Here is a 20,330-nt window from a genome sequence, read left to right on the forward strand (position 1 = left end):
CGTGCAGGTGCACATCAATCTCGCGCAATATCTTCAGCGCATCCTCATCCGAATACCGTTTTCGAGCCATCCCTCGTTCCTTCTGTAACACTCAAGTAGTGGCACAGTTTTAGGGGGCTAAGACATTGATGTTGTTGTTTTGGATGCCACAGCTAAAACTCGAAATAAGCGAAAAGTAATCAAGTTTATTTTGGATCGAAAGCCATCTGTGCGTTCGTTCTTTCTACTTAGGCCATGCTGACCAGAGGTGAAAGCTTCAAAGCCGTTTCGTCTATATGATCTAAAACCGGCTGCAGCCAATGGCTATCGTCGAAAGTTGCAAAGGCAGATGTAGGTGATGATGATCAATTGGAACCGCAACTGGGATAACCCAAGGTGTTGTCAGTGTTTCAAATCTCGTTGGTCTGATAGGGACCCGGTTCGCGTGCTTCATTAAGGCCAGCTGTCAGACGCGTGTCGCAAATTGGCCGTACTATAGACCACCATCCATAAAGATCTCAATCAATTGACATTTGCCTTTGTAACGCAAGAACCATCCACAAATGGCACCACCCTGCGGAGTGACAGATGAACAAACAACGGGACCTTCGAACTTCTAACCCTTTGGTCTAAAAGGCTTCGCGAGCGAAACAGGAAAATCTAGTGCCATGGCCTGACGGTTTCGAGATATCATTACCAGCACCGCGATTGTTGCAAGGTATGGCAAAGCAGACAACACTTCAGATGGAACTTCGAGCCCAATCGCTTGCCCTTGCAGCTGCAAGATAGTCATTCCGCCGAACAACCAAGCGCCAAAAATTACACGTTTTGGTCTCCATGCGGCAAAGACAACCAAAGCTAACGCGATCCAACCTCGACCCGCTGTCATGTTCTCCACCCAAAGCGGTGTATAGACAAGTGATAGATATGCACCGCCAAGACCGGCCATTGCGCCGCCAAACATTACAGCCAAGTAACGGATCTTGATTACTTCGTACCCAATCGCATGAGCTGAATCTGGACTTTCACCTATGGCGCGAAGCGCCAATCCCGCTTTAGTTTTATAAAGGAACCAGCTTACACATCCGAAAGCTACGAAGGACAGATACACCAACGGGTCGTATTGGAAGAATAGTTCACCAAGTACAGGGATGTCGGACAAGCCAGGAATGTGAATAGATTTGATCGCATCCACGGGCGTACTCCCGAATCCCCTCCCGATAAATGCAGATACTCCGGCACCAAAAATAGCTAGGGCTAATCCGGCGGCATATTGGTTGGTCATGAATGTCAGTGCGAGCACACCAAACAAAAGTGACGCCACCGCACCGGCGAGCACCGCAACGAGTAGCGCCAAAATCATTGGGAACCCCGCAAAGTGCACCCAAACACCAAATGCCGCTCCGATTAGCATCATTCCCTCAATTCCAAGATTAAGCACACCTGACTTTTCGACGACTAGTTCCCCCAAGGCAGCAAAAATCAAGGGAGTTGCAGCGATAATCGTTGCAGTGAACATTGAAATGAACAGGTCCATTAGTTAGCCCTCACCGAAAGTTTACGGATGCGAAAGTTAATCAAGAAATTGCTTGCCAGAAGAAAAAACAACAACATTCCCTGAAAAATCAATGCAATGGAAGATGGTAAGCCGAGCGACAACTGGACAGTTTCCCCACCAAGATACAAGAGCGACAACAGCAGTCCTCCCAATACAATTCCGAAAGCATTCAGCCTCCCAACAAATGCAACGATAATTGCGGCAAATCCGTATCCTGGGGAAATTTGGGGAGATAGTTGTCCTAACGGTCCCGATAGTTCCATCATGCCAGCGAGGCCAGCAGCGGCACCCGATGCCGTCAACCCGATCCAGATAGATGCAGAGCTTTTAAACCCAGCGAAGCGAGCAGCCGCAGGGGCTACGCCACCCACAGACATTTTGTAACCGAGGAAACTACGATCCGTGAACAACCAAGTAATCACTACGACTACAGCTGTAAAAAAGATCGAAGTATTCAAACGATAAGAGTAGTCAAATACTCCAAACATTCCTTCGTAAGGTACGAGCGCAGTTTGGGGGAAATTAAATCCTTCAGGGTCACGCCAGGGCCCATGAACAAGCCACGATAGGAAGAGTGTTGCCACGTAGGTCAGCATCAATGTGACTAGTATTTCATTGGTGTTCATCCGATCTTTTAGGAATGCAGGAATTGCAGCCCAGAAAATGCCCGCTAAAATCCCTGCCAGAACCATTGATGGTAATAGAAATAGGCTTTCCTGCCATGGAGCAAACAGGCCTACCCCTGCTGAGGCAATAGCACCCATGACTAACTGTCCTTCGGCGCCAATGTTCCAAACGTTTGCTCGAAAGCCGACCGCCAGTCCGCATGCGATCAATATGAGTGGGGAAGCTTTCAATAGCCATTCAGAAACACCGTTTAAGGACGTCAGCGGTTGCACGAAGAACGCATAAAGCGTGACAAATGGATTCAAGCCCAAACTCAAAAAAAACACAGAACTCAAAACCAAAGTCAGTCCAGTTGCGATCAGAGGAGCCGCCAAGGCCATCTGACGCGAAGGCTCAGCTCGCGCTTCAATCTTAAACAACATTTTCGGCCTCCTCGTATGTTTCAGCATCTGGCTGAGCTGCATTGCCAATTCCGGTCATCAACAGGCCGACCTCCTCAACATTGGTTTCGCTACGCTTCAGGGATTGGGACAATTTTCCATCACAGATCACATACAATCGATCACAAATTTCAAATAGCTCTTCTAACTCTTCCGAAATGACTATTACAGCCTGCCCTGAGCGACTGTGATCAATCAGAGTTTGCCGGACGTACGCAGCTGCTCCAACATCAACACCCCATGTCGGTTGCGATACAAGTAACGCTCTTGGGCCTAGTTCGATTTCACGACCCATGATGAATTTTTGCAGGTTGCCGCCAGACAATCCGTGCGCCTTCGCCTCGGGACCGCTCGCCTTAACATCGTATTTTTCTATGATCTCTGATGTAAACTTCTTTGCCATTTTTCGGTCTGCCATCCCTCGACGGACCATCCCCTTTCGGTGGGCAGTTAACAGCGCATTCTCTGACAGTTCATATGGTGGAACGGCGCCCCGACCTAAACGTTCTTCTGGTACAAATCCTAATCCAAGGTCTCGGCGGCGTCCCGCGTCGAGGTGCCCGATTGGCCGGCCCTCTAAAATTATGTCTTCCGCTGCGTTGGTAATGCGTTCGCCACTAATAGCAGCTGCAAGTTCGCTTTGACCGTTTCCAGACACGCCAGCAATTCCGATGATTTCACCACCAAACGCCTCTAGATTCACATTCTTTAGCGAGGTACCAGTAATGTTTTCAGATTCCATATGGAGATTTTGAACCGAAATGATGGGCAAATCGCTAAGCTCCGCGGGTTCAACCATCATTTCAGGCAGCTCGCTGCCAACCATCATTCGGGCCAATTCTGCGGATGTAGACTGACGAGGATCAGCTTCTCCAGTAACTTTCCCACCGCGCAAAACTGTCGCACCATGGCACAATTCACGAACTTCATCGAGCTTGTGACTGATGTAAAGAATACTGCACCCCTCATCGGCAAGCAGTCTTAAAGTTTCAAAGAGCTTGCGCACGGCCTGTGGCGTCAATACCGAAGTCGGCTCGTCCAATATTAGCAACTTTGGGTTTCGCAAAAGGCAGCGAACTATTTCCACACGTTGTCGTTCCCCTACAGATAGAGAAAGCACAAGTCGGTTTGGATCTATCGGTAAACCATACTTTTCCGAAACTTCCGTGATACGCATTGAAAGATTCAGCAAATCAAGCTTACCCGGCATTGAAAGTGCAATATTTTCAACAACCGTGATAGACTCGAACAGAGCAAAGTGTTGGTAAACCATCTCGATGCCCAATTCGCGTGATTGGGCCGGGCCGTGCTCAAAGATTTCTTTCCCGTCGCAATAGATCTGGCCCGAATCCGCATGGGTCGCACCGTAGATAATTTTCATTAACGTGCTTTTGCCAGCGCCGTTCTCTCCTAGCACTGCGTGGATTTCACCTGGCAACACTGATAGAGAAATATCGTCATTCGCAATCACACCTGGGTAGGATTTCCCTATCCCACGAAGTTCCAATCGAGGAGCCATCGCGCGCTTCCCATATTTTTGGGTTGCCCTCATAATACATACACAGAGGACAACCGTTCCTGTTTGAGTTAAATGATCAGCCTAATTTGCCAATTACACCCTCAACAAACCAATTAAATCCGCGGATATCGCCTACTGGCAAGACAGATCCAGCTTCAACTCGAACCGCACCAGATTGATCTTTTAGTTCGCCCGCATACGGGTGCAGGGAACCTGAAACAATGTCAGATTGAGCTTTATCCAAGGCAGCGACCACTTCTGCCGAAAGTTCTGAATTGTAAGGAGACATTTGGACCACATTTTCGGCAAGTCCATTCCAGCGTTCAGAAGTCTGCCACGTTCCGGCGACGACATCGCGCGCGGCTTGAACATAAACCGGAGCCCAATTTAGTGTGAATGCTGTTAGATGTTTGCCATTACCAAACTTGGCCATGTCGCTCGCGTATCCAACAGACCAGGCATCGTTTTCACCAGCCACCTGAACTCCCGTAGCAGTATCTGTCATCGAGCAGATGACGTCGCATCCCTGCGCAATTAACGTGTTAGCAGCCTCTTTTTCTTTTCCAGGATCGAACCAGGAGTTCAAGAAAATCACGTTGCATGTGACGTCGGGATTAACGCTTTGAGCGCCCAGCAATAGTGCATTTGCCGGACCGACAATGTCAGGTATGGGGAACCCGCCAATAAAGCCGATCTTAGCTGATTTTGATACATGACCAGCGGCGACACCTGCCACATAAGTACCTTCAAAATATTTCGCTTCAAAGGTACCGAGGTTTTCCAGGTGTTTGATTCCAGAACAATGTTCAAAAATCGTGTCTGGGAAGCGTGGCGCCACCTTTTGCATTGGGGTTCCGTGAGAAAAACTAGTCCCGAAAACTAGATCATTTCCCGAACCCGCCAACTCACGGAATACTCGCTCCGCATCTTGGGGCCGGAATATGTTGTCGATAACCGTAAGTTCGACATTGTCACCAAACTCTTCCTTAATTGCATCGACACCTAAGCTGTGTTGCTTGGTCCAACCTATCTCAGACACTGGGGATACATAAACAGCACCCACTTTAAGCTTCTCGCTAGCACGAGTAATCCCCGGAAAACCGGACAACCCAGTTGCTAAGCCAGCCGCTGCTCCATACTTTAGAATATCTCTACGTGTTGCGCGTTTCATTTAGTAACTCCCTGTCATGTTGAGTTTAGTTGCTGGATGCAGTTTGCGTCTGTTTTTTATTGAATGAGTTACGCTGCATCCGATTGCTTCAAGAATGGCATTAGCGCCTCTCTCACACTTACCGATTGCTCGATTTCTTCATCTAGCAAGTAGCCCTTAACCACATCGTTGTGATGCCGGGCTATCAATTCCTGTGCTTCCGAAACCTTCCCAGCTTCCAATAGGTCGACCAACTCGAAATGGTCATTGAGCAGGCCACAAAAGTCAAATCGCGAACTGACCAATGAACGCAGAAGCGCTGTCCGTCTGGTTAGTTGGGCGTGAAGTTGTTGGACCACTGTATTTCGAGAGAGACGAACAAGCACTTCGTGGAATCCTTGGCCAAGCTCGTTCGCCAGATCATCATTGTTTGCCTCGATGGCTTTATGTTGGCGCTCTGCATATTGACGCAATTCATCCCAACCTTTCGCGTCAAGTCGGCCTGCCAGTTGCGCAGCTATACCTTGCTCCAGCATTGTCAAAGTGTCGTAGATTTCCAATGCTTCTCGAAATGAGGGCTTCGCGACAAACGCGCCGCGATTTCGCTCCATTGTCACCAACCCATCTTCACTTAGCCGGATCAATGCCTGATGCACGACAGCTCTGCTTACATTGAATAGGTCAGCCAATGTTTGTTCCCGCAATTTGCAACCGGGCAGCAGATGCTTCCCGATAATTGCCCGCGTCATAACCTTTGATAAGTTGTCTGCTCGGCTTCCCATACTATTGGCGCGTCCCTTCGATTGACCCCAAAATTTCCAACAAGCGCGAGTAATTGCAGTGAATTTTGCGCTCATATGTTCGGCTTCGACACTAATGCGAACTATTTTGTTCTACTATCATTCTTATTTTGAAAGTCTTTATTGATATAATTGCTATGCAATTTTTTAATATTGCTTAACGATATGGGAAATTCAATCTCAACTGCGGAGCGCGACATGAAATGTGAAGATCGAATCTTGCTCGATGATTGGCACGTTGTCGCAGATATCGACCAGTTGCGCGCAATTGGATCGCTTAGAACATCATTGTTTGAATGCGATCTGTTTGTTGCGGAAAAAGGCGAGAATGAGTTTGAGGTTGTTGTCCTAGGCGACAACCGCGCTCTTCCGGTGAAAACTCAATACGGATTTGTGTGGACCTGCCTTGGTCAACCGTCGAGGGATATTCTTCACATTCCAGAAGCGTTCGAAGAAGATCGCTATATCGTTAGCGGCGGCTCATTCCCAGTGAAGACTTCTGGGCTTAGGGTGGTGGAAAACTTTCTTGATATGGGCCATTTCCCGTTTGTCCACACTGGATGGCTCGGTGAAGAGCCGCATACAGAAGTGGCTCCTTATGAGGTTGAGCTCACAGATGACGACGAAATAATCGCAACCGAATGCTTTTTTCACCAACCGGTTGCTTCTCCAACCGCTTCGGGCGGTATCCAGGTTGAGTACAAGTATAGGGTTTATCGACCGTACATCGTCGCTTTGTACAAAACGAACCCGCTCGATGAAGATCGGATGGATTATATCGTATTGTTCATACAGCCAGTTGGCCCAGACAGCTGCGTTGTGCACAATATGCTTTGTTACATCAAAGAGGGGATGGTTGAGTCTGATATACGCTGGTTTATGCAGCTCATATTTGCTCAGGACAAACCAATTTTGGAAAATCAAGTGCCGCGACGTTTGCCACTTGATCCACGTGCCGAAACTCCCATTCGAGCCGATAAAGTCGCGATAATGTATCGTCGTTGGTTGCGCGATCACGCGGTAAGTTACGGCGCAATTCCAGCAAGTTAACCTTAGTTCGAGGGCGAAATTTTGTCTACTTTAACATGCAAAGACCCAGTGGCACTAAATCTTTGGTATGCGATCGCACCAATTGATGATGTTAAATTTGGGAAAGTTGAACATTCTATCCTGCTTGACAATCCAATTGCGTTCACTCGTACCGTCAACGGCAACATCAACGCATGGGCCTATGGCGGCCCGGCAGGCAGCAATGAGTCCGAAACTCCGTTACCTGTTGTGGAGCGCTATGGTTATTTTTGGACTTCGTTGGGATCGCCCACAAATGACATATTCGCAATACCCGAATACGATGAAAGTGATCGCAGGAATATTCACGCAGCAAGTTTTGGCGTCAGAACCTCGGCGCCGCGTTTGGTTGAAAATTTTCTCGATATGGGACATTTTCCTTATGTTCATACTGATATTCTAGGCGCCGAGCCCCATACAGAAGTGAAGGAGTATTTTGTCGAAGTCTCGAAAGAGCGCGATGAAATCTTAGCGACAAACTGTAAATTCTGGCAACCAATGGCTGCGGCCGTTGCGAGCGGAGGAATGGACGTGGACTACGTGTACCGTGTTCCCCACCCATATTGCGCGGTACTGTACAAATCCAACCCCACTGATCCAAAGCGTATGGACGCAATCGCTATCTTCATCCAGCCGATCACTGAAGAAACGCTACGGGTGCATATGCTTTTGTGCCTACTGGATGACACGAACGATGACACATACATCCGGTTGTTTCAGCAGACCATATTTGGTCAAGACAAACCAATTTTGGAAAACCAATACCCAAAACGTTTGCCGCTTGATCCTCGGGCAGAAACGCCCATTCGCGCGGATAAATCCGCAATAGCCTACCGCAGGTGGCTGACTGGGAAAGGGATTACTTATGGCGTAATTCCAGCAGCAGCGTGACCGAAATAACAACAGGGAAATCAATATGACTACCGACCTGCAAAGGAATTGGTATCCGATTGCATCAAGCTCGGATCTGCCGAAACGCCATGTGTATCAGGCGCAGCTGCTGGGGCGAGAGTTCGCCGTTTGGCGCGCTGATGATGGTTACGTAAACGTCTGGGAAAACCGCTGCCTGCACCGCGGTGTCAGATTGTCCATCGGGATCAATGATGGCAAGGAACTAAAGTGTCAGTATCACGGCTGGCGTTATGCGAACCGGACAGCCGGCTGCACGTATATTCCAGCTCATCCGGCAGATGCACCTTCGCGCACCATCTGCAACAACACTTATCCTACGCAAGAAATGCACGGGCTGGTTTGGTCTGGCGAAGAGGCCACAGGGGATTTGCCGAATTTCGACGGATTTGAGCAGTCAACTGTGCTGCGTCCTGTTCCGTTGATTGCTCCGCGAGATTTGGTAGAAGATCAGTTGCTCAACTACTCTTGGAGTGACAATTGCTCTGGACTGAAAAATGCGGATGGTTCCGTCACCATTACTGATACAAAGGGAGCGACTGTCAGGATTTTTGTTCAACCTGTTGATAGCAACCATTCCGTCATGCGCGGATTGTTCAACCAAGCCCTGACCGGCGATCAGCAGATAGTGCTTCTAAAGCAGCATAGTTGGCTGATGCAGGAAATGCGCACTCAGATCGAGGCGATTGCGGCTGGGCAAGACGCACCACCTGCCTATGAGCCCGTGATTGCGAAAGTGTCACCAGATTTGGTCGACATTCCTGCAATAAGTTCGGATGGCCGCAAGGCGGACCTGCGTGTGACTGTCGCCAAAAAGGAAATGACGGCAGAGGGCATCGCAAGCCTGCGGCTGGAAGCGATCAAAGGCCAGTTGCCGACATTCCAACCTGGCGCGCACTTGGACCTTCACCTCCAAAACGGGTTGGTCAGGCAGTATTCCGTTACAAACGGGCCGGGCGAAACAGACCACTACACGATTGGTGTGAAACGCGAACCGGATAGCCGGGGTGGTTCTGTCACGATCCACGACAGCGTGAATGAGGGCGACGTTCTGGCGATTTCGGCGCCGCGCAACAATTTCCCGCTGCGACGAGATGCGGTGCACACGATCTTTGTGGCTGGCGGCATTGGTGTAACACCGATGGTAGCCATGGCACGAGCCCTGAACTCGCAAGGTTTGAGTTTTGAATTTCACTACTTTGTGCAAAGCGATGCTCATGTGGCGTTCAAGCGTGAAATCGGTGAATTTGCAGGCGCACTCAACATTCACAAAGGGCTGAGCCCCGACGAGACCGGTGCCAAACTCAAAGAGGTTCTTGGTGAGCCCGGCGATTCACGCCATTTGTACATCTGTGGCCCAGGTCCGATGCTCGAAGCAACACGTGCTATCGCAGGAGACAATGGGTGGACCGACGATACGATTCACTTTGAATACTTCAAAAATACTGTTGATCTGGATGACTCAAATGAGTTTGAAATCGATCTGGCGCGTTCGGCTATGACGCTGAAAGTACCTGCAGGCAAAACCATTCTTGAGGTTCTTCGAGAAAATGGCATCAACATGACAAGTTCATGCGAACAAGGGGCCTGTGGAACCTGCCGGTGCGGGGTGATCGAAGGCGAGGTTGTTCATCAGGATGTATATCTGAGCGACTCTGAGAAGGCCGAAGGCAAATCAATCATGACATGCGTCAGCCGTGCAAAATCTGACCGCCTGATCCTGGACATCTGAAGGAGGGGAAAATGCTTAAACTATATGATTATGAACTCTCCGGGAACTGCTACAAGTTGCGCCTTTTGCTTGGGTTCCTTGGTAAAGAATACGACGCGCAACAGATCGATTTCTATCCTGGCAACCAGCACAAATCGCCTGAGTTCCGGCAGATAAACCCTTTAGGACAGTTGCCGGTCATTGACGACGATGGGTTAGTCTTGCGCGATGCACAGGCAATTTTAGTCTATCTGGCCAGCAAATATGATTCCTCCGGAAAGTGGTATCCGACGGATGATCCCGCGCTGATGGGCCAAATATCGCAATGGCTGGCTTTCGCTGATGGCATCACGGCCACCGCCTCCGCCGCTCGACTGCATGATGCATTGTTCTACAGTCAGATTGACGTGAATGCTGCACGTGATGGGGCTCATCGACTGTTCCGGATATTGGACGAACATCTGTTCTTTACTGAGCAAGCTGGGCAAGACTGGATCTGTCCGGGCGAGCACCCAACAATCGCAGATATCGCGTGCTTTCCATATGTGATGCTCAGCGAAGAAGGCGGCGTCTCGCGGATTGACTATCCCGCCATCCGCAGATGGTGTGACAGGTTCAAGCGCATTCCGGGGTTTTCGGTCATGTCTGGCGTATTTCCCGCAGGCCCGGCTGCGGAAGTGGCTGCTTAGAAATAGTGTAAGCTGGATTGCTGCTTAGAAACACACGGCAATCTTCAGCATGATGCTGCCGAAATCGAAATTTAACCAGTGCCTCTTTGACACAATCCAAATCACAGGGAGAAGGAAACGCGCACAAAGATACCCAGTTCGCAAGGACCACTAGTGGGGCAAGAAAGTTGCCTGATCTAACTTCCAACATGAGGCCAATGAAAACCTCATGATGCGTTAGGGAAGGTGAGTTTAAAAATCATCTAAAGCACTGTTTTGCAGGAATAATTCTCAATATGAGATTTACTCCTTGGGGAGCGTTTGTGCCGATCTTTGTGAATCTAAATTAGACCACTTAACAACAATAACCCAACGCAAGGAGTGTAAACTATGCGGAAAAGTTTAAACGTAGCGACGGCGCTTGTCGTTGCAGGGCTAGTAAGCCTCACATCGGCGGAGAATGCCGAAGCAGAAGTTCTATTTTCGACGGGTGAGATCCAACTTCATTATGGTGATGGATACCATCTGGGCGCGAATGGCTTTGACGACACAGCTCGGTCAACAGTCACTTTAGAGCAATTCACGCTCTTCAACTGGGGCGACTTATTCTTCTTTGCTGATCTGTTCCGAGATCACGATGGCACGGGGCGAGAAATTGACCATTATGCAGAAGTTTGGACCCACTTTAATGGTGGTAACTTTGGGCTCAACTTTGCCGAGGACTCAGCCATAAAAGACGTTGGCTTAGATCTTGGCCTAATGCACGGAACGGATTTTTTTGTTGTTGCTCCCGGGGTTCGGGCTGATTTCAACATTCCTGGCTTCAGCGTCTTTACGCTAGGTCTCTATGCTTATGACAATGTTGTTGATCCTTTCGATCGAGATCTGGACACAACCTATCAGGCAACTGTCGTTTGGAACGCACCCTTCACTCTTGGCAACGCCAATATGCAATTCAGAGGTTTCGCCGATTTTATCGGGGATCAGGGCTCTGGCGTGGATGATCAGATCGTATTTTCTCCGCAATTGGTTTGGGATGTAGGGCAAGCAGGCGGAGCCTCCGTTGGCCTAGAATACACCCATTTCCGAAACAAGTTCGGTGTAACTGGCGTAGACGACAACTCTTTGTCCGCGTTTGTTGCGCTGAAATTTTGAGGTAGCGGTACACGGTGTACCTAATTCTCCCTTGCTGTTTTCCTAAATCAGCAAGCCTTGCGCCCGGTGACACTCCCAGTTTCCAATCCGTCACCGGGCGTCTTTTTTAATTTAGTACCAGAAGGAAAATGAAGATGCGCACAAGAGCTGCTGTGGCCCTTGAGGCCGGCAAACCACTTGAAATTATGGAAGTAAACCTGGACGGCCCGAAGAAGGGTGAGGTTCTGATCGAGGTGAAAGCCACGGGTCTGTGTCACACGGATGAGTTCACCCGCTCAGGTGCGGACCCGGAGGGGCTGTTTCCGTCAATCCTTGGCCATGAGGGTGCTGGCGTTGTGGTTGAGGTGGGTGAAGGTGTGACTACTCTAAAGCCTGGTGATCATGTGATCCCGCTCTACACGCCGGAATGTCGTGAATGTCATTCTTGCTTGTCGGGCAAAACTAACCTGTGCACCGCCATTCGCGGCACCCAGGGTCAAGGCTTGATGCCCGATGGTACGACGCGGTTTTCGATGCTGGATGGCACCCCAATCTATCACTACATGGGCTGTTCCACTTTCGCCAACCACACGGTTCTGCCTGAGATCGCACTGGCTAAAGTGCGTGAAGACGCACCATTCGACAAGATCTGTTACATCGGTTGTGGGGTGACCACGGGTATTGGTGCAGTGATCAATACAGCCGGTGTTAAAATCGGTGAAACTGCGGCAGTGTTTGGTTTAGGTGGCATTGGCCTAAACGTCATCCAGGGGCTGCGCATGGCGGGTGCGGACATGATCATCGGGGTCGACCTTAATGATGATAAGGCCGAGATGGCGAAGAAGTTCGGCATGACCCATTTCGTGAACCCTTCAAAACTACCTGAGGGTCAATCGGTCACCGAAGCGATCGTTGAACTAACCAAGACTGAGAAAGACCAGTTTGGGGGCGTTGATTACTCCTTTGACGCAACTGGCAATGTGCAGGTCATGCGTGACGCGCTGGAATGTTCTCACCGTGGTTGGGGTGTGTCCGTGATCATCGGCGTCGCACCGGCAGGAGCAGAGATCTCGACTCGTCCATTCCAGCTGGTCACAGGCCGTGTCTGGAAGGGCACAGCATTTGGTGGTGCCAAGGGCCGCACGGATGTTCCGAAGTTTGTCGACTGGTACATGGACGGCAAGATCGAAATCGATGACATGATCACCCACAAACTGACGCTGGATCAGATCAACGAAGGTTTCGATCTGATGCACGAAGGCAAATCCATCCGCGCTGTGGTGGAGTTCTGATCAATGGAGCTGATCGAAAGCACAACTTGCTTTGGAGGGCAAAATGCAGTCTACAGGCATCGCTCAGATGCCTGTAGTTGTGACATGACCTTCGGCATCTACCTGCCACCTCAGGCAAAAGAAAAATCTGTCCCGGTCTTGTGGTACCTTTCCGGGCTGACCTGCACCCACGAGAACGCAATGAGCAAGGCAGGGTTGCAACAATTTGCCGCTCAACGAGGTGTCGCCATTGTCTTTCCAGACACTTCTCCGAGAGGTGAAGATGTACCTGATGACGACGCTTACGATTTGGGACAAGGCGCCGGATTTTATGTAAACGCTACGCAGGAACCGTGGTCCAAACATTATAATATGTATGACTATGTCGTCAGAGAGCTGTATCAGAAAGTATGCGGGAGCTTTCCCGTAAATGAAAACCACGGGATTACCGGCCATTCTATGGGAGGGCACGGAGCGCTGACAATCGCCTTAAACAATCCGGGGCAATATGGCTCGGTCTCTGCTTTTTCACCGATCACCAACCCAACTGCTTCGGACTGGGGCAGGAAACAACTGTCCGCTTACTTGGGCAACCAGAAGAAACATTGGATGAAGCACGATGCGAGCAAACTGATCATCGAAAATACTTGGGACAAGGATATCTTGGTAGACCAAGGCGAGAATGATCAGTTTTATGATTTACTGCAACCAAAAGCGTTGTCGAATGCAGCATGTGCAGTGAGGGCTAAGCTGACGTTTCGTGAGCACAAAGGGTACAATCATAGCTACTACTTTGTTGCCAGTTTTGCGGGAGACCATGTAAACTGGCACGCGGACAGATTAGAGTGATATTCGAGATTATTAATAGGCTGTGAGTCCAACATTTTTAGCTCGATTTCCGTTCATCGAGGCATCTCTTAATTTGCTATCAATTCCCAAGGCAAGGTTCTGAAGTTTGCGATTTCTTGAAAAGTTCGCACGTGCCGGCTCTTGCCAATTAATCGAGTTTACCAGTCAGAAATTTTGGGATGGAAATGTAGCTTGTTACATATGATTGGTAGTACCTCGCCCCAGCAAAGAAATCGCAAAATCTGCGCTAATTCTTCTCTGATTGAAAAGTATGTCTTTAGTATCGAGACATATACGTCGATGCCGGATGTGTGGACATCCAGCCTACGTAAACTCGGCACACCTGAAGAACTGACTTCATTACCGGCTTTAGTAGGCATCCATAAATATTGCAGCGAATGACTGCTTAGAGCTCATACATCCGAAAGTTATGCGGAGCACAGATGACGGCTAGGGGCGCAAAGCTGCCAATGGTTGGTCAGCTGGCGGCGAGGTACAATTGGGGCATCTGCTCTTTATTTTAGAGGATTGTAACATTTTTGAAGGTTTGGCGGTCATTGGGCCAAACTATGGAAGTGAGTGTTAAGCACGCTAACGCAATAGAACCTTTTCGTAAACGATCCCATTATAGTTAGTCCTTTCATTTCAGCCGTTTCCTCATGAGATACGTAGTGCAAACTTCGAATCCATCGTGGGCGCGGGAACTGTATTTCTCAAATCCAAGAGCACCGAACTTCTTTTGATTTTCTTCGAGTGCCACACGGGTTTCCAGCTCAAGATAATTTAGCCCTTTTCGTTGGGCCACTTTAACCGCGGTCTGCATCATTTTTCGTGCTAACCCTGTCCCTTTGTAAGGTTGTGAAATCGCGAATCGGCCAAGGAATAAGGCTCCAGGCCGTTCTTTGAGGAACAAACATCCAACGAGAGAATTTCCGACACACGCCAGTAGCAAGTCTTCGACGCAAGCTCGTTTTTGAATATCTTCAAGCGTCATTTCGAAAACCGTGCTTGGTGGCGAAACCAGACCTTGCGTGTAGCTAAACTCAGTTTGCAGTAGGTTCATCAAGCCTGGCCAATCCGTGAAGCTTTCACAGTTGAGCGTCAGTTTGACCGGAGGTTTTGTCCCTGATGGGTGAATAACTACAGGCGTTGAAGCAGTTTGCATGGTGTGTATCTTCGCCGCCGCCGTTGCCCGATCCGATCACCGGGCAACGATCAAAAGCGGCGTTTAACCCTCGTAGTCGCTGAGTGTGAAGAACAAGGTGTCACCGATTTCGCACAGCGCGGGCGTACGTTTGCAAAAGACCACGCCGCCTTTGTTAAAATGCAACTCGGCAGGTGTTTCCCACGGTTCTTTTAGGTTCCAGATATACCCAGCCAACTGACCATCCTCGACAACGTCACCCAGATTTACAATCGGTTCAAACATGCCGTCTTTGCGGGCAAAGATGTAGTGATCACCGGTCTGCATGGCTTTCAGCGCAACGTCATGCTCAGGCTCAGGCAAGGTTTCGTCCGTGTGCAACAAACCAAGCTCACGCAGGCAACGCTTCATTCCGTTCCACGCAAAATTACGAATCCATGGACGAATTTTCCCTGCCCCACCTAGTTCCGTCGACAAATAGATTTTGTCGAGCGGCAAGATTTCACCTGACAGGGTCGTCTCGTGAACGCGATCTCCGACTATGCCTAACGGTGCGCCAAACAATTTTAAGAACTTCATTTGCATGGCGTCCTTAGTTTCATCCCCCATCAGACGGATTTTGACTGAAGGGTGGTGATCGATGGATTTACCCGCCGAATGCAGGTCAAAGAAAGCATCACCGCGCGGCACGATGTGATTGGTGATGTACCACGCAATCATTTCTGTGGGTGAACCATACTGGTTACCGGGAAACATCCGATTGAGATTGGCTTCGCCGGTCCAGTCCAGCGGCGAGGTGCGCTTACCTGCATAAAAGGCCGGAGCGTTTGCGGCAGGCAGGAAAATGATCTGCCCTTTGATGTCAGACACCTCAAGCTCTTGGTACAGACCGTTGCATATTGAAACGCCTTCATATTCATCGCCGTGGTTGGCACCGATCACGACCGCAACTGGACCCACGCCATTCTTAATCGACATGATAGGCATTGGCAGCCAGCCATAGGCCGAGCGGTCGGATGAAAACTGAATGCGGACATAGCCGTGGTGTTTGCCATCGGCGTCAAGGTCGATTTCGCATGTGGGTGCTAGGCTTACTTTGGGGCAGGGCATATGGGGTTCCTTTGTTGATTATGCTGCTTTGGCGTTTGATTGTAATTTGCGCCAGGCGGCGCCAAGTTTGGCGATGCCAGCATTGATGTCGTCGACTGTGATGAAGCTGTAGGCCATACGAATACAGTTGCCCGGATCATCGCAGGGAAAGCTGAGACGACCTGAGGAAACCTCGACACCTTCTTCAATTCCTAGCTCGACGAGCCGTTCTGCATCTGTCCCTTCGGGCATTGTTGCCCAAAGGAAATAACCCCCTTGAGGTGCGCGAATATTGGCCTCGGGGATATGCCTGTCAAAAGCGGCGATCATAACATCACGGTGAATGCGCATCTGCTGGATCATTTCGTCAATGTGATGTGCCATCTTGTTGGATTGCATCAATTGCACGACGATCCGCTGCGCGAATGCGTTTGATCCGCCGTCGGCCTTTTGCATCGCCATACGCCGGATCACGTCTGCATCACCAATCGCCCAGCCAACCCGCAAACCGGGTGCCAGAATTTTCGACACTGTACCAAGGCTGATTACGTGCCCAGTAGTGTCCATGGATTTGATAGAAGGGATAACTTCGCCCTCAAAGCGGATACGCCTATAGGGATCATCTTCGCAGATCACAAAGTTATAGCGCCGTGCCAGTTCTAACATCTTCACGCGCCGTTCAAGCGATGTTGTAATACCTGTCGGGTTGTGAAAATCCGGCACATCAAACAAAAGCTTGGGCATCGCTTCGGAGTTGTTTTCCATGCGTCGCAGTTTGATTTCCAACTCGTCGGCGCAGAATCCTTGCTCGTCTTGCCCAATATCAACAAACTGCACGTTGTGAGTACGCATGATGTGGATTGCGGTCATGTAAGTCGGGCGCGTCACGATAACTTTATCTCCAGCCTCGCAAAATGTGCGCAGAGCCAGATCAAAGGCACTTTTGGAACCATAGGTGATCAGAACATTCTCGGGTGCAGCGATGATTCCGTCTTCGGCCACGAAATTGCAGACTTCGGCGCGCAGATCATCCAGACCCATCAAGGGTGCGTATTGCATGGCTTCCTCTCGCAATGCGCCAACGGCCTCCGTTGCCTCTCGCACAACATCAGGCAAGCAAGGTGGGTAAGCTGCGCCTGAACTTAGTGCGATCGTTCCGGGTGTTTGATCGAACACTGATTTGCCAAGAATGGCTGATCGGCGTGCGAATCTGTAGTTTGTCATTTTCTTTCCTGTCAGGTTTGAGTTTCAGCAGTCATACGGGCGGCAACGAAATCCTCGATTGCAGTCCCTACGGATTTAAAAACGGTAATTTGAACATCAGAAATGCGCGGCTGGGCAACACCACGGCATAAATCGGCCATGTCTCCAACTATATCTGTGCGTGAGATTGATCCATCCGCCAGATGTTGGGTGATGTCGCCTGCCTCGGCCATTGCAGCATCATATGTATCGACGATGATGCCACCAGCGGCGCGCCTTAATGTTTCGCTGTCGGCCTCGCGCATTCTGGTAGTGAAGCCGCCAACTAGATCAATATGTGTGCCATCTTTTAACAATGCCCCCTTGATCAGGGGGTCATTTGTGATTGTAGCGGTGGATATGACGTCTGCTTGTGCGACGGAGCTGTCTAGGTCTGTCACTACCTGAACCAAATCGCCAAACTGATCTGCTAACGCTGCAGCCTGCTCGGGCCGCCGCGCCCAAATTTTTACAGATTCATAATCGCGCACGATCTGATGGGCAGTTATCAGATTGCTTGCTATAGTGCCTGCCCCCACAATCAACAGGTTTTTGGCATCCTTGCGCGCCATTAAATCCGCAGCCAACGCCGATGTGGCAGCGGTACGGCGTGCCGTCAATTCGGTACCTTCCATCGCAGCTTCGACCTGTCCGGTTACAGCGTCAAATACCAAAACAGTCGCGTTAACTGCCGGTAAGTTTCGGGCGGAATTCCCAGGTGCGATAAACAGGATCTTAACAGCTAGTTTTCCGCCTTTTTCCCAAGCGGGCATGACCAAAAAGGACGCATCCGGTTCACCCGGAACGGGAACAGCATGGGCCGTTCGCAGTGGTTGAGAAACTCCTGAGGAAAACGCGCTGCGCAATTGAGAAATCAACTCATTCCACGGTAGGGCTTGAGCGACTTGTGTGTCTGAAAACACTCTCATTTGGTAGCACTCCAAATATTTCCTTGCGTCATATAATATATTATCTAGTATCTAAATAACGTCAACTCAGAAATGCAAGGTTCACATGACACCGCAATACGCAGATTTCACCAAAGAAGAATTCGAGCAAAGGTTCGCAAAAACCCGCGCATTGATGGCAGAGCAGGGCTTGGATGCTATGCTCATCACAGAGCGGCTGAACTATCAGTATTACTCTGGCCATCGCTCTGAGCAGTGCCCGGTTGATAAGATTCGCTCTTACATGGTTGTCATCCCAAAGGACGGCGAGCCGACCCTGATCACCATGCCGTTTGAGATTGCCCAGGTAGAGCAGACGTCGTTCATCACGGATATCCGAACCACGGGAGGCTTGATGGGGCACCCTGAGTTCATCATCGATGTTCTAAAAGACCTTGGCCTGTCCAAAGCGCGCATTGGGGCCGAACTGGGCCGTGAGCAATATCTAGGCATTTCCTACCTAGGGATGCGGCAAATTATGAGGGGGCTGCCTGATGCCACTTTTGAAGATGCCGCTGATATCATTTTAAAAGTACGTAACGTCAAGTCTCCGCAAGAGATTAAATATCTACGCCGCGCCGCGATCATGAGCGCAGAGGCGCAGAAGAAGACGTTTAACGAAGTGCATGCAGGTATGACTGAGAACGAAGTTGCGCAGATTTTGCGTCAGAATCTGATCGCCAACGGAGCCGAAAAAATCTCACTTCTGTGCGTGTTATCAGGTGCAAATGAAAAGGGCATTGTGCTGCTTCCGACCGACCGCGTGATCAAAAAGGGTGAGACGCTCGGTTTTGATGTAGGTGTCAGCTATCGAGGCTATTGGTCCGATCTCGCTCGCACGGCCTCCGTCGGTGAGCCTTCGCAGGAGTTGAGCGAATTTTATGGATGGGCCATGCAATTGCGCCACGATTGCAATATGCAATTGACTGCTGGCAACACACCTGCCGATGTGATCCGTGTCGTCGATAAGTATCTGGCGGAGCGTGGCCTCAATACAATGGGAGTAGGTCGGGTCGGGCATGGCGTAGGCATTGAAACCACTGAATACCCATCGCTTGCGGTATTTGAAGAGGTTGTCTTTGAAGTTGGCAACGTGTTTGCCTGTAATCCGAACTTCTCAAACCACCTTGGCTTCATCAATGCCGAAGACAACTGGGCCGTCACAACCGGAGAGCCTGACTTACTGTCGGCTCCGGTTGCCGATTGGGAAATCCCAGTCATCGAGGCATAGTCCGCCTCAAAACACTGACCGTGTCGCGAGCGGCACGGTCCAACGATAGGCTTGAAACAGTCACGTCCAATTTCAACAAGGAGAAAACCATGTCAATCAATACACTTCGCCGAGCGCTTCTGAGATCGACCCTTGCTGCAACAGTTGCGATACTTCCGGCAGTTTCGGCATTTGCTGAGGAACTTATGGACCGCGCAACGGGCGTTGGCCTGCGCGTCGCCTTTTATAACTTTGTGCCCTACGCGTATAAAGATGACAACGGCACACTGACTGGTACCGATGTTGATACATTGAACACGGTTTTGGCCGCGATGGGCGCCAAGGTCGCCGAGGCCAATGCAACTGAATGGGGGGCTCTGATCCCAGGTGTTAAAGCCGAACGCTTCGATGTCGTTGCTGCTGGTATGTTCGTGACGCCCAAGCGGTGCGCCGAAGTTCAGTTCTCGGAACCGACGTTTGGCATTCAACAAGGAATGGTCGTCCAAAAAGGCAATCCCAACGGCATCTCCAACTTTGAATCCATTGCAGCCAGCGGGTTGAAAGTGGGCGTCGTTGCAGGAGCTGCCCAATCGGACCTTGCCAAAAGTGCAGGGGTAGACGCTGCAAACATCTCGGAATTGCCTGACAACCCAACTGGCATCGCGGCACTGCGTGCAGGCCGTATTGATGCCTGGGCCGTATCCGCCCCCGGAGTGCGCCAGATAATCGCCAGCCTGCCTGATGGGGACATCGAAGCTGTTCCCGCATTTTCAGAGGTCGCTGGCAAAGTGGCTGTATCACATGGGGCCTTTGCCTTTCGTAAAGAGGACGAAGCCTTTGTGACCGCGTTCAATGCCGCGATGAAGGAATTCATTGGTACTCCAGAACATATAGCACTTTTGGAAAGTCACGGTATGACCGCAGATGAATTGCCGCTGAGTTCCACAGCTGAGCTGTGCGGCAGCTAATGCAATTACGCCCAGCCTTCTGTTTTGAAGGCCGGGCGATTTTGACA

Annotated in this window: 18 protein-coding genes; 9 read left to right on the plus strand and 9 right to left on the minus strand. The window is 50.1% G+C overall.

Translation table 11 applies throughout. From position 1 onward, the window contains the following. Positions 1-595: 595 nt before the first annotated feature. From AC2D8P_RS06130 to AC2D8P_RS06150, 5 genes are all read right to left on the minus strand, one after another. Positions 596-1,516, minus strand: coding sequence for an ABC transporter permease (locus tag AC2D8P_RS06130; protein WP_484701388.1), 921 nt, complete (start codon positions 1,514-1,516; stop codon positions 596-598). Then, positions 1,516-2,586, minus strand: coding sequence for an ABC transporter permease (locus AC2D8P_RS06135; RefSeq protein WP_484701389.1), 1,071 nt, complete (start codon positions 2,584-2,586; stop codon positions 1,516-1,518). The genes AC2D8P_RS06130 and AC2D8P_RS06135 overlap by 1 nt, the downstream gene beginning before the upstream one ends. After that, the gene (locus tag AC2D8P_RS06140; protein WP_484701390.1) at positions 2,576-4,123 is read right to left on the minus strand and encodes an ABC transporter ATP-binding protein; all 1,548 of its coding nucleotides are present in this window, start codon (positions 4,121-4,123) and stop codon (positions 2,576-2,578) included. The genes AC2D8P_RS06135 and AC2D8P_RS06140 overlap by 11 nt, the downstream gene beginning before the upstream one ends. Positions 4,124-4,199: 76 nt before the next feature. Then, entirely contained in the window at positions 4,200-5,294 is a 1,095-nt protein-coding gene (locus AC2D8P_RS06145) for a BMP family ABC transporter substrate-binding protein (RefSeq protein WP_484701391.1), read from the minus strand. Positions 5,295-5,362: 68 nt separating this feature from the next. Further along, positions 5,363-6,130, minus strand: a complete 768-nt coding sequence (locus tag AC2D8P_RS06150) for a GntR family transcriptional regulator (RefSeq protein ID WP_484701392.1) — start codon at positions 6,128-6,130, stop codon at positions 5,363-5,365. Positions 6,131-6,271: 141 nt separating this feature from the next. Between AC2D8P_RS06150 and AC2D8P_RS06155 the strand changes: the two genes are divergently transcribed. From AC2D8P_RS06155 to fghA, 7 genes are all read left to right on the plus strand, one after another. After that, positions 6,272-7,123, plus strand: coding sequence for an aromatic ring-hydroxylating dioxygenase subunit alpha (locus tag AC2D8P_RS06155; protein ID WP_484701393.1), 852 nt, complete (start codon positions 6,272-6,274; stop codon positions 7,121-7,123). Positions 7,124-7,144: 21 nt separating this feature from the next. Next, complete coding sequence (locus AC2D8P_RS06160) at positions 7,145-8,032, plus strand: aromatic ring-hydroxylating dioxygenase subunit alpha (RefSeq protein ID WP_484701394.1); 888 nt, start codon at positions 7,145-7,147, stop codon at positions 8,030-8,032. Between the two features lie 25 nt (positions 8,033-8,057). After that, the gene (locus AC2D8P_RS06165) at positions 8,058-9,782 is read left to right on the plus strand and encodes a Rieske 2Fe-2S domain-containing protein (protein WP_484701395.1); all 1,725 of its coding nucleotides are present in this window, start codon (positions 8,058-8,060) and stop codon (positions 9,780-9,782) included. An 11-nt stretch (positions 9,783-9,793) separates the two neighbouring features. Next, complete coding sequence (locus AC2D8P_RS06170) at positions 9,794-10,450, plus strand: glutathione S-transferase family protein (protein ID WP_484701396.1); 657 nt, start codon at positions 9,794-9,796, stop codon at positions 10,448-10,450. A 369-nt stretch (positions 10,451-10,819) separates the two neighbouring features. Further along, the gene (locus tag AC2D8P_RS06175) at positions 10,820-11,584 is read left to right on the plus strand and encodes a DUF5020 family protein (RefSeq protein WP_484701397.1); all 765 of its coding nucleotides are present in this window, start codon (positions 10,820-10,822) and stop codon (positions 11,582-11,584) included. A 134-nt stretch (positions 11,585-11,718) separates the two neighbouring features. Beyond that, complete coding sequence (locus tag AC2D8P_RS06180) at positions 11,719-12,855, plus strand: S-(hydroxymethyl)glutathione dehydrogenase/class III alcohol dehydrogenase (RefSeq protein WP_484701398.1); 1,137 nt, start codon at positions 11,719-11,721, stop codon at positions 12,853-12,855. Between the two features lie 3 nt (positions 12,856-12,858). Further along, positions 12,859-13,683 carry an S-formylglutathione hydrolase gene (gene fghA / locus AC2D8P_RS06185; protein WP_484701399.1) on the plus strand — a complete coding sequence of 275 codons (825 nt, stop codon included), beginning with the start codon at positions 12,859-12,861 and terminating at the stop codon, positions 13,681-13,683. Positions 13,684-14,323: 640 nt separating this feature from the next. On the opposite strand, the gene AC2D8P_RS06190 is transcribed toward fghA, so the two are convergent. From AC2D8P_RS06190 to lhpI, 4 genes are all read right to left on the minus strand, one after another. After that, positions 14,324-14,848: a GNAT family N-acetyltransferase gene (locus tag AC2D8P_RS06190; protein WP_484701400.1), complete on the minus strand. Its 525-nt coding sequence runs from the start codon at positions 14,846-14,848 to the stop codon at positions 14,324-14,326. A 63-nt stretch (positions 14,849-14,911) separates the two neighbouring features. Beyond that, on the minus strand, positions 14,912-15,937 hold the full coding sequence (locus tag AC2D8P_RS06195) for a succinylglutamate desuccinylase/aspartoacylase family protein (protein WP_484701401.1): 1,026 nt from the start codon (positions 15,935-15,937) through the stop codon (positions 14,912-14,914). A gap of 18 nt (positions 15,938-15,955) precedes the next feature. Then, complete coding sequence (locus AC2D8P_RS06200; RefSeq protein ID WP_484701402.1) at positions 15,956-17,140, minus strand: aminotransferase-like domain-containing protein; 1,185 nt, start codon at positions 17,138-17,140, stop codon at positions 15,956-15,958. Positions 17,141-17,151: 11 nt separating this feature from the next. After that, the gene (lhpI, locus tag AC2D8P_RS06205) at positions 17,152-18,087 is read right to left on the minus strand and encodes a bifunctional Delta(1)-pyrroline-2-carboxylate/Delta(1)-piperideine-2-carboxylate reductase (RefSeq protein ID WP_484701403.1); all 936 of its coding nucleotides are present in this window, start codon (positions 18,085-18,087) and stop codon (positions 17,152-17,154) included. A gap of 85 nt (positions 18,088-18,172) precedes the next feature. On the opposite strand from lhpI, the gene AC2D8P_RS06210 reads away from it, so the two are divergent. Next, a complete protein-coding gene (locus AC2D8P_RS06210; RefSeq protein ID WP_484701404.1) occupies positions 18,173-19,336 on the plus strand; it encodes a M24 family metallopeptidase in 1,164 nt (387 codons plus the stop codon). An 89-nt stretch (positions 19,337-19,425) separates the two neighbouring features. Beyond that, the gene (gene ehuB, locus AC2D8P_RS06215; protein WP_484701405.1) at positions 19,426-20,283 is read left to right on the plus strand and encodes an ectoine/hydroxyectoine ABC transporter substrate-binding protein EhuB; all 858 of its coding nucleotides are present in this window, start codon (positions 19,426-19,428) and stop codon (positions 20,281-20,283) included. Positions 20,284-20,330: the final 47 nt, after the last annotated feature.

It is taken from the genome of Roseovarius sp. YIN77 (assembly GCF_057219155.1).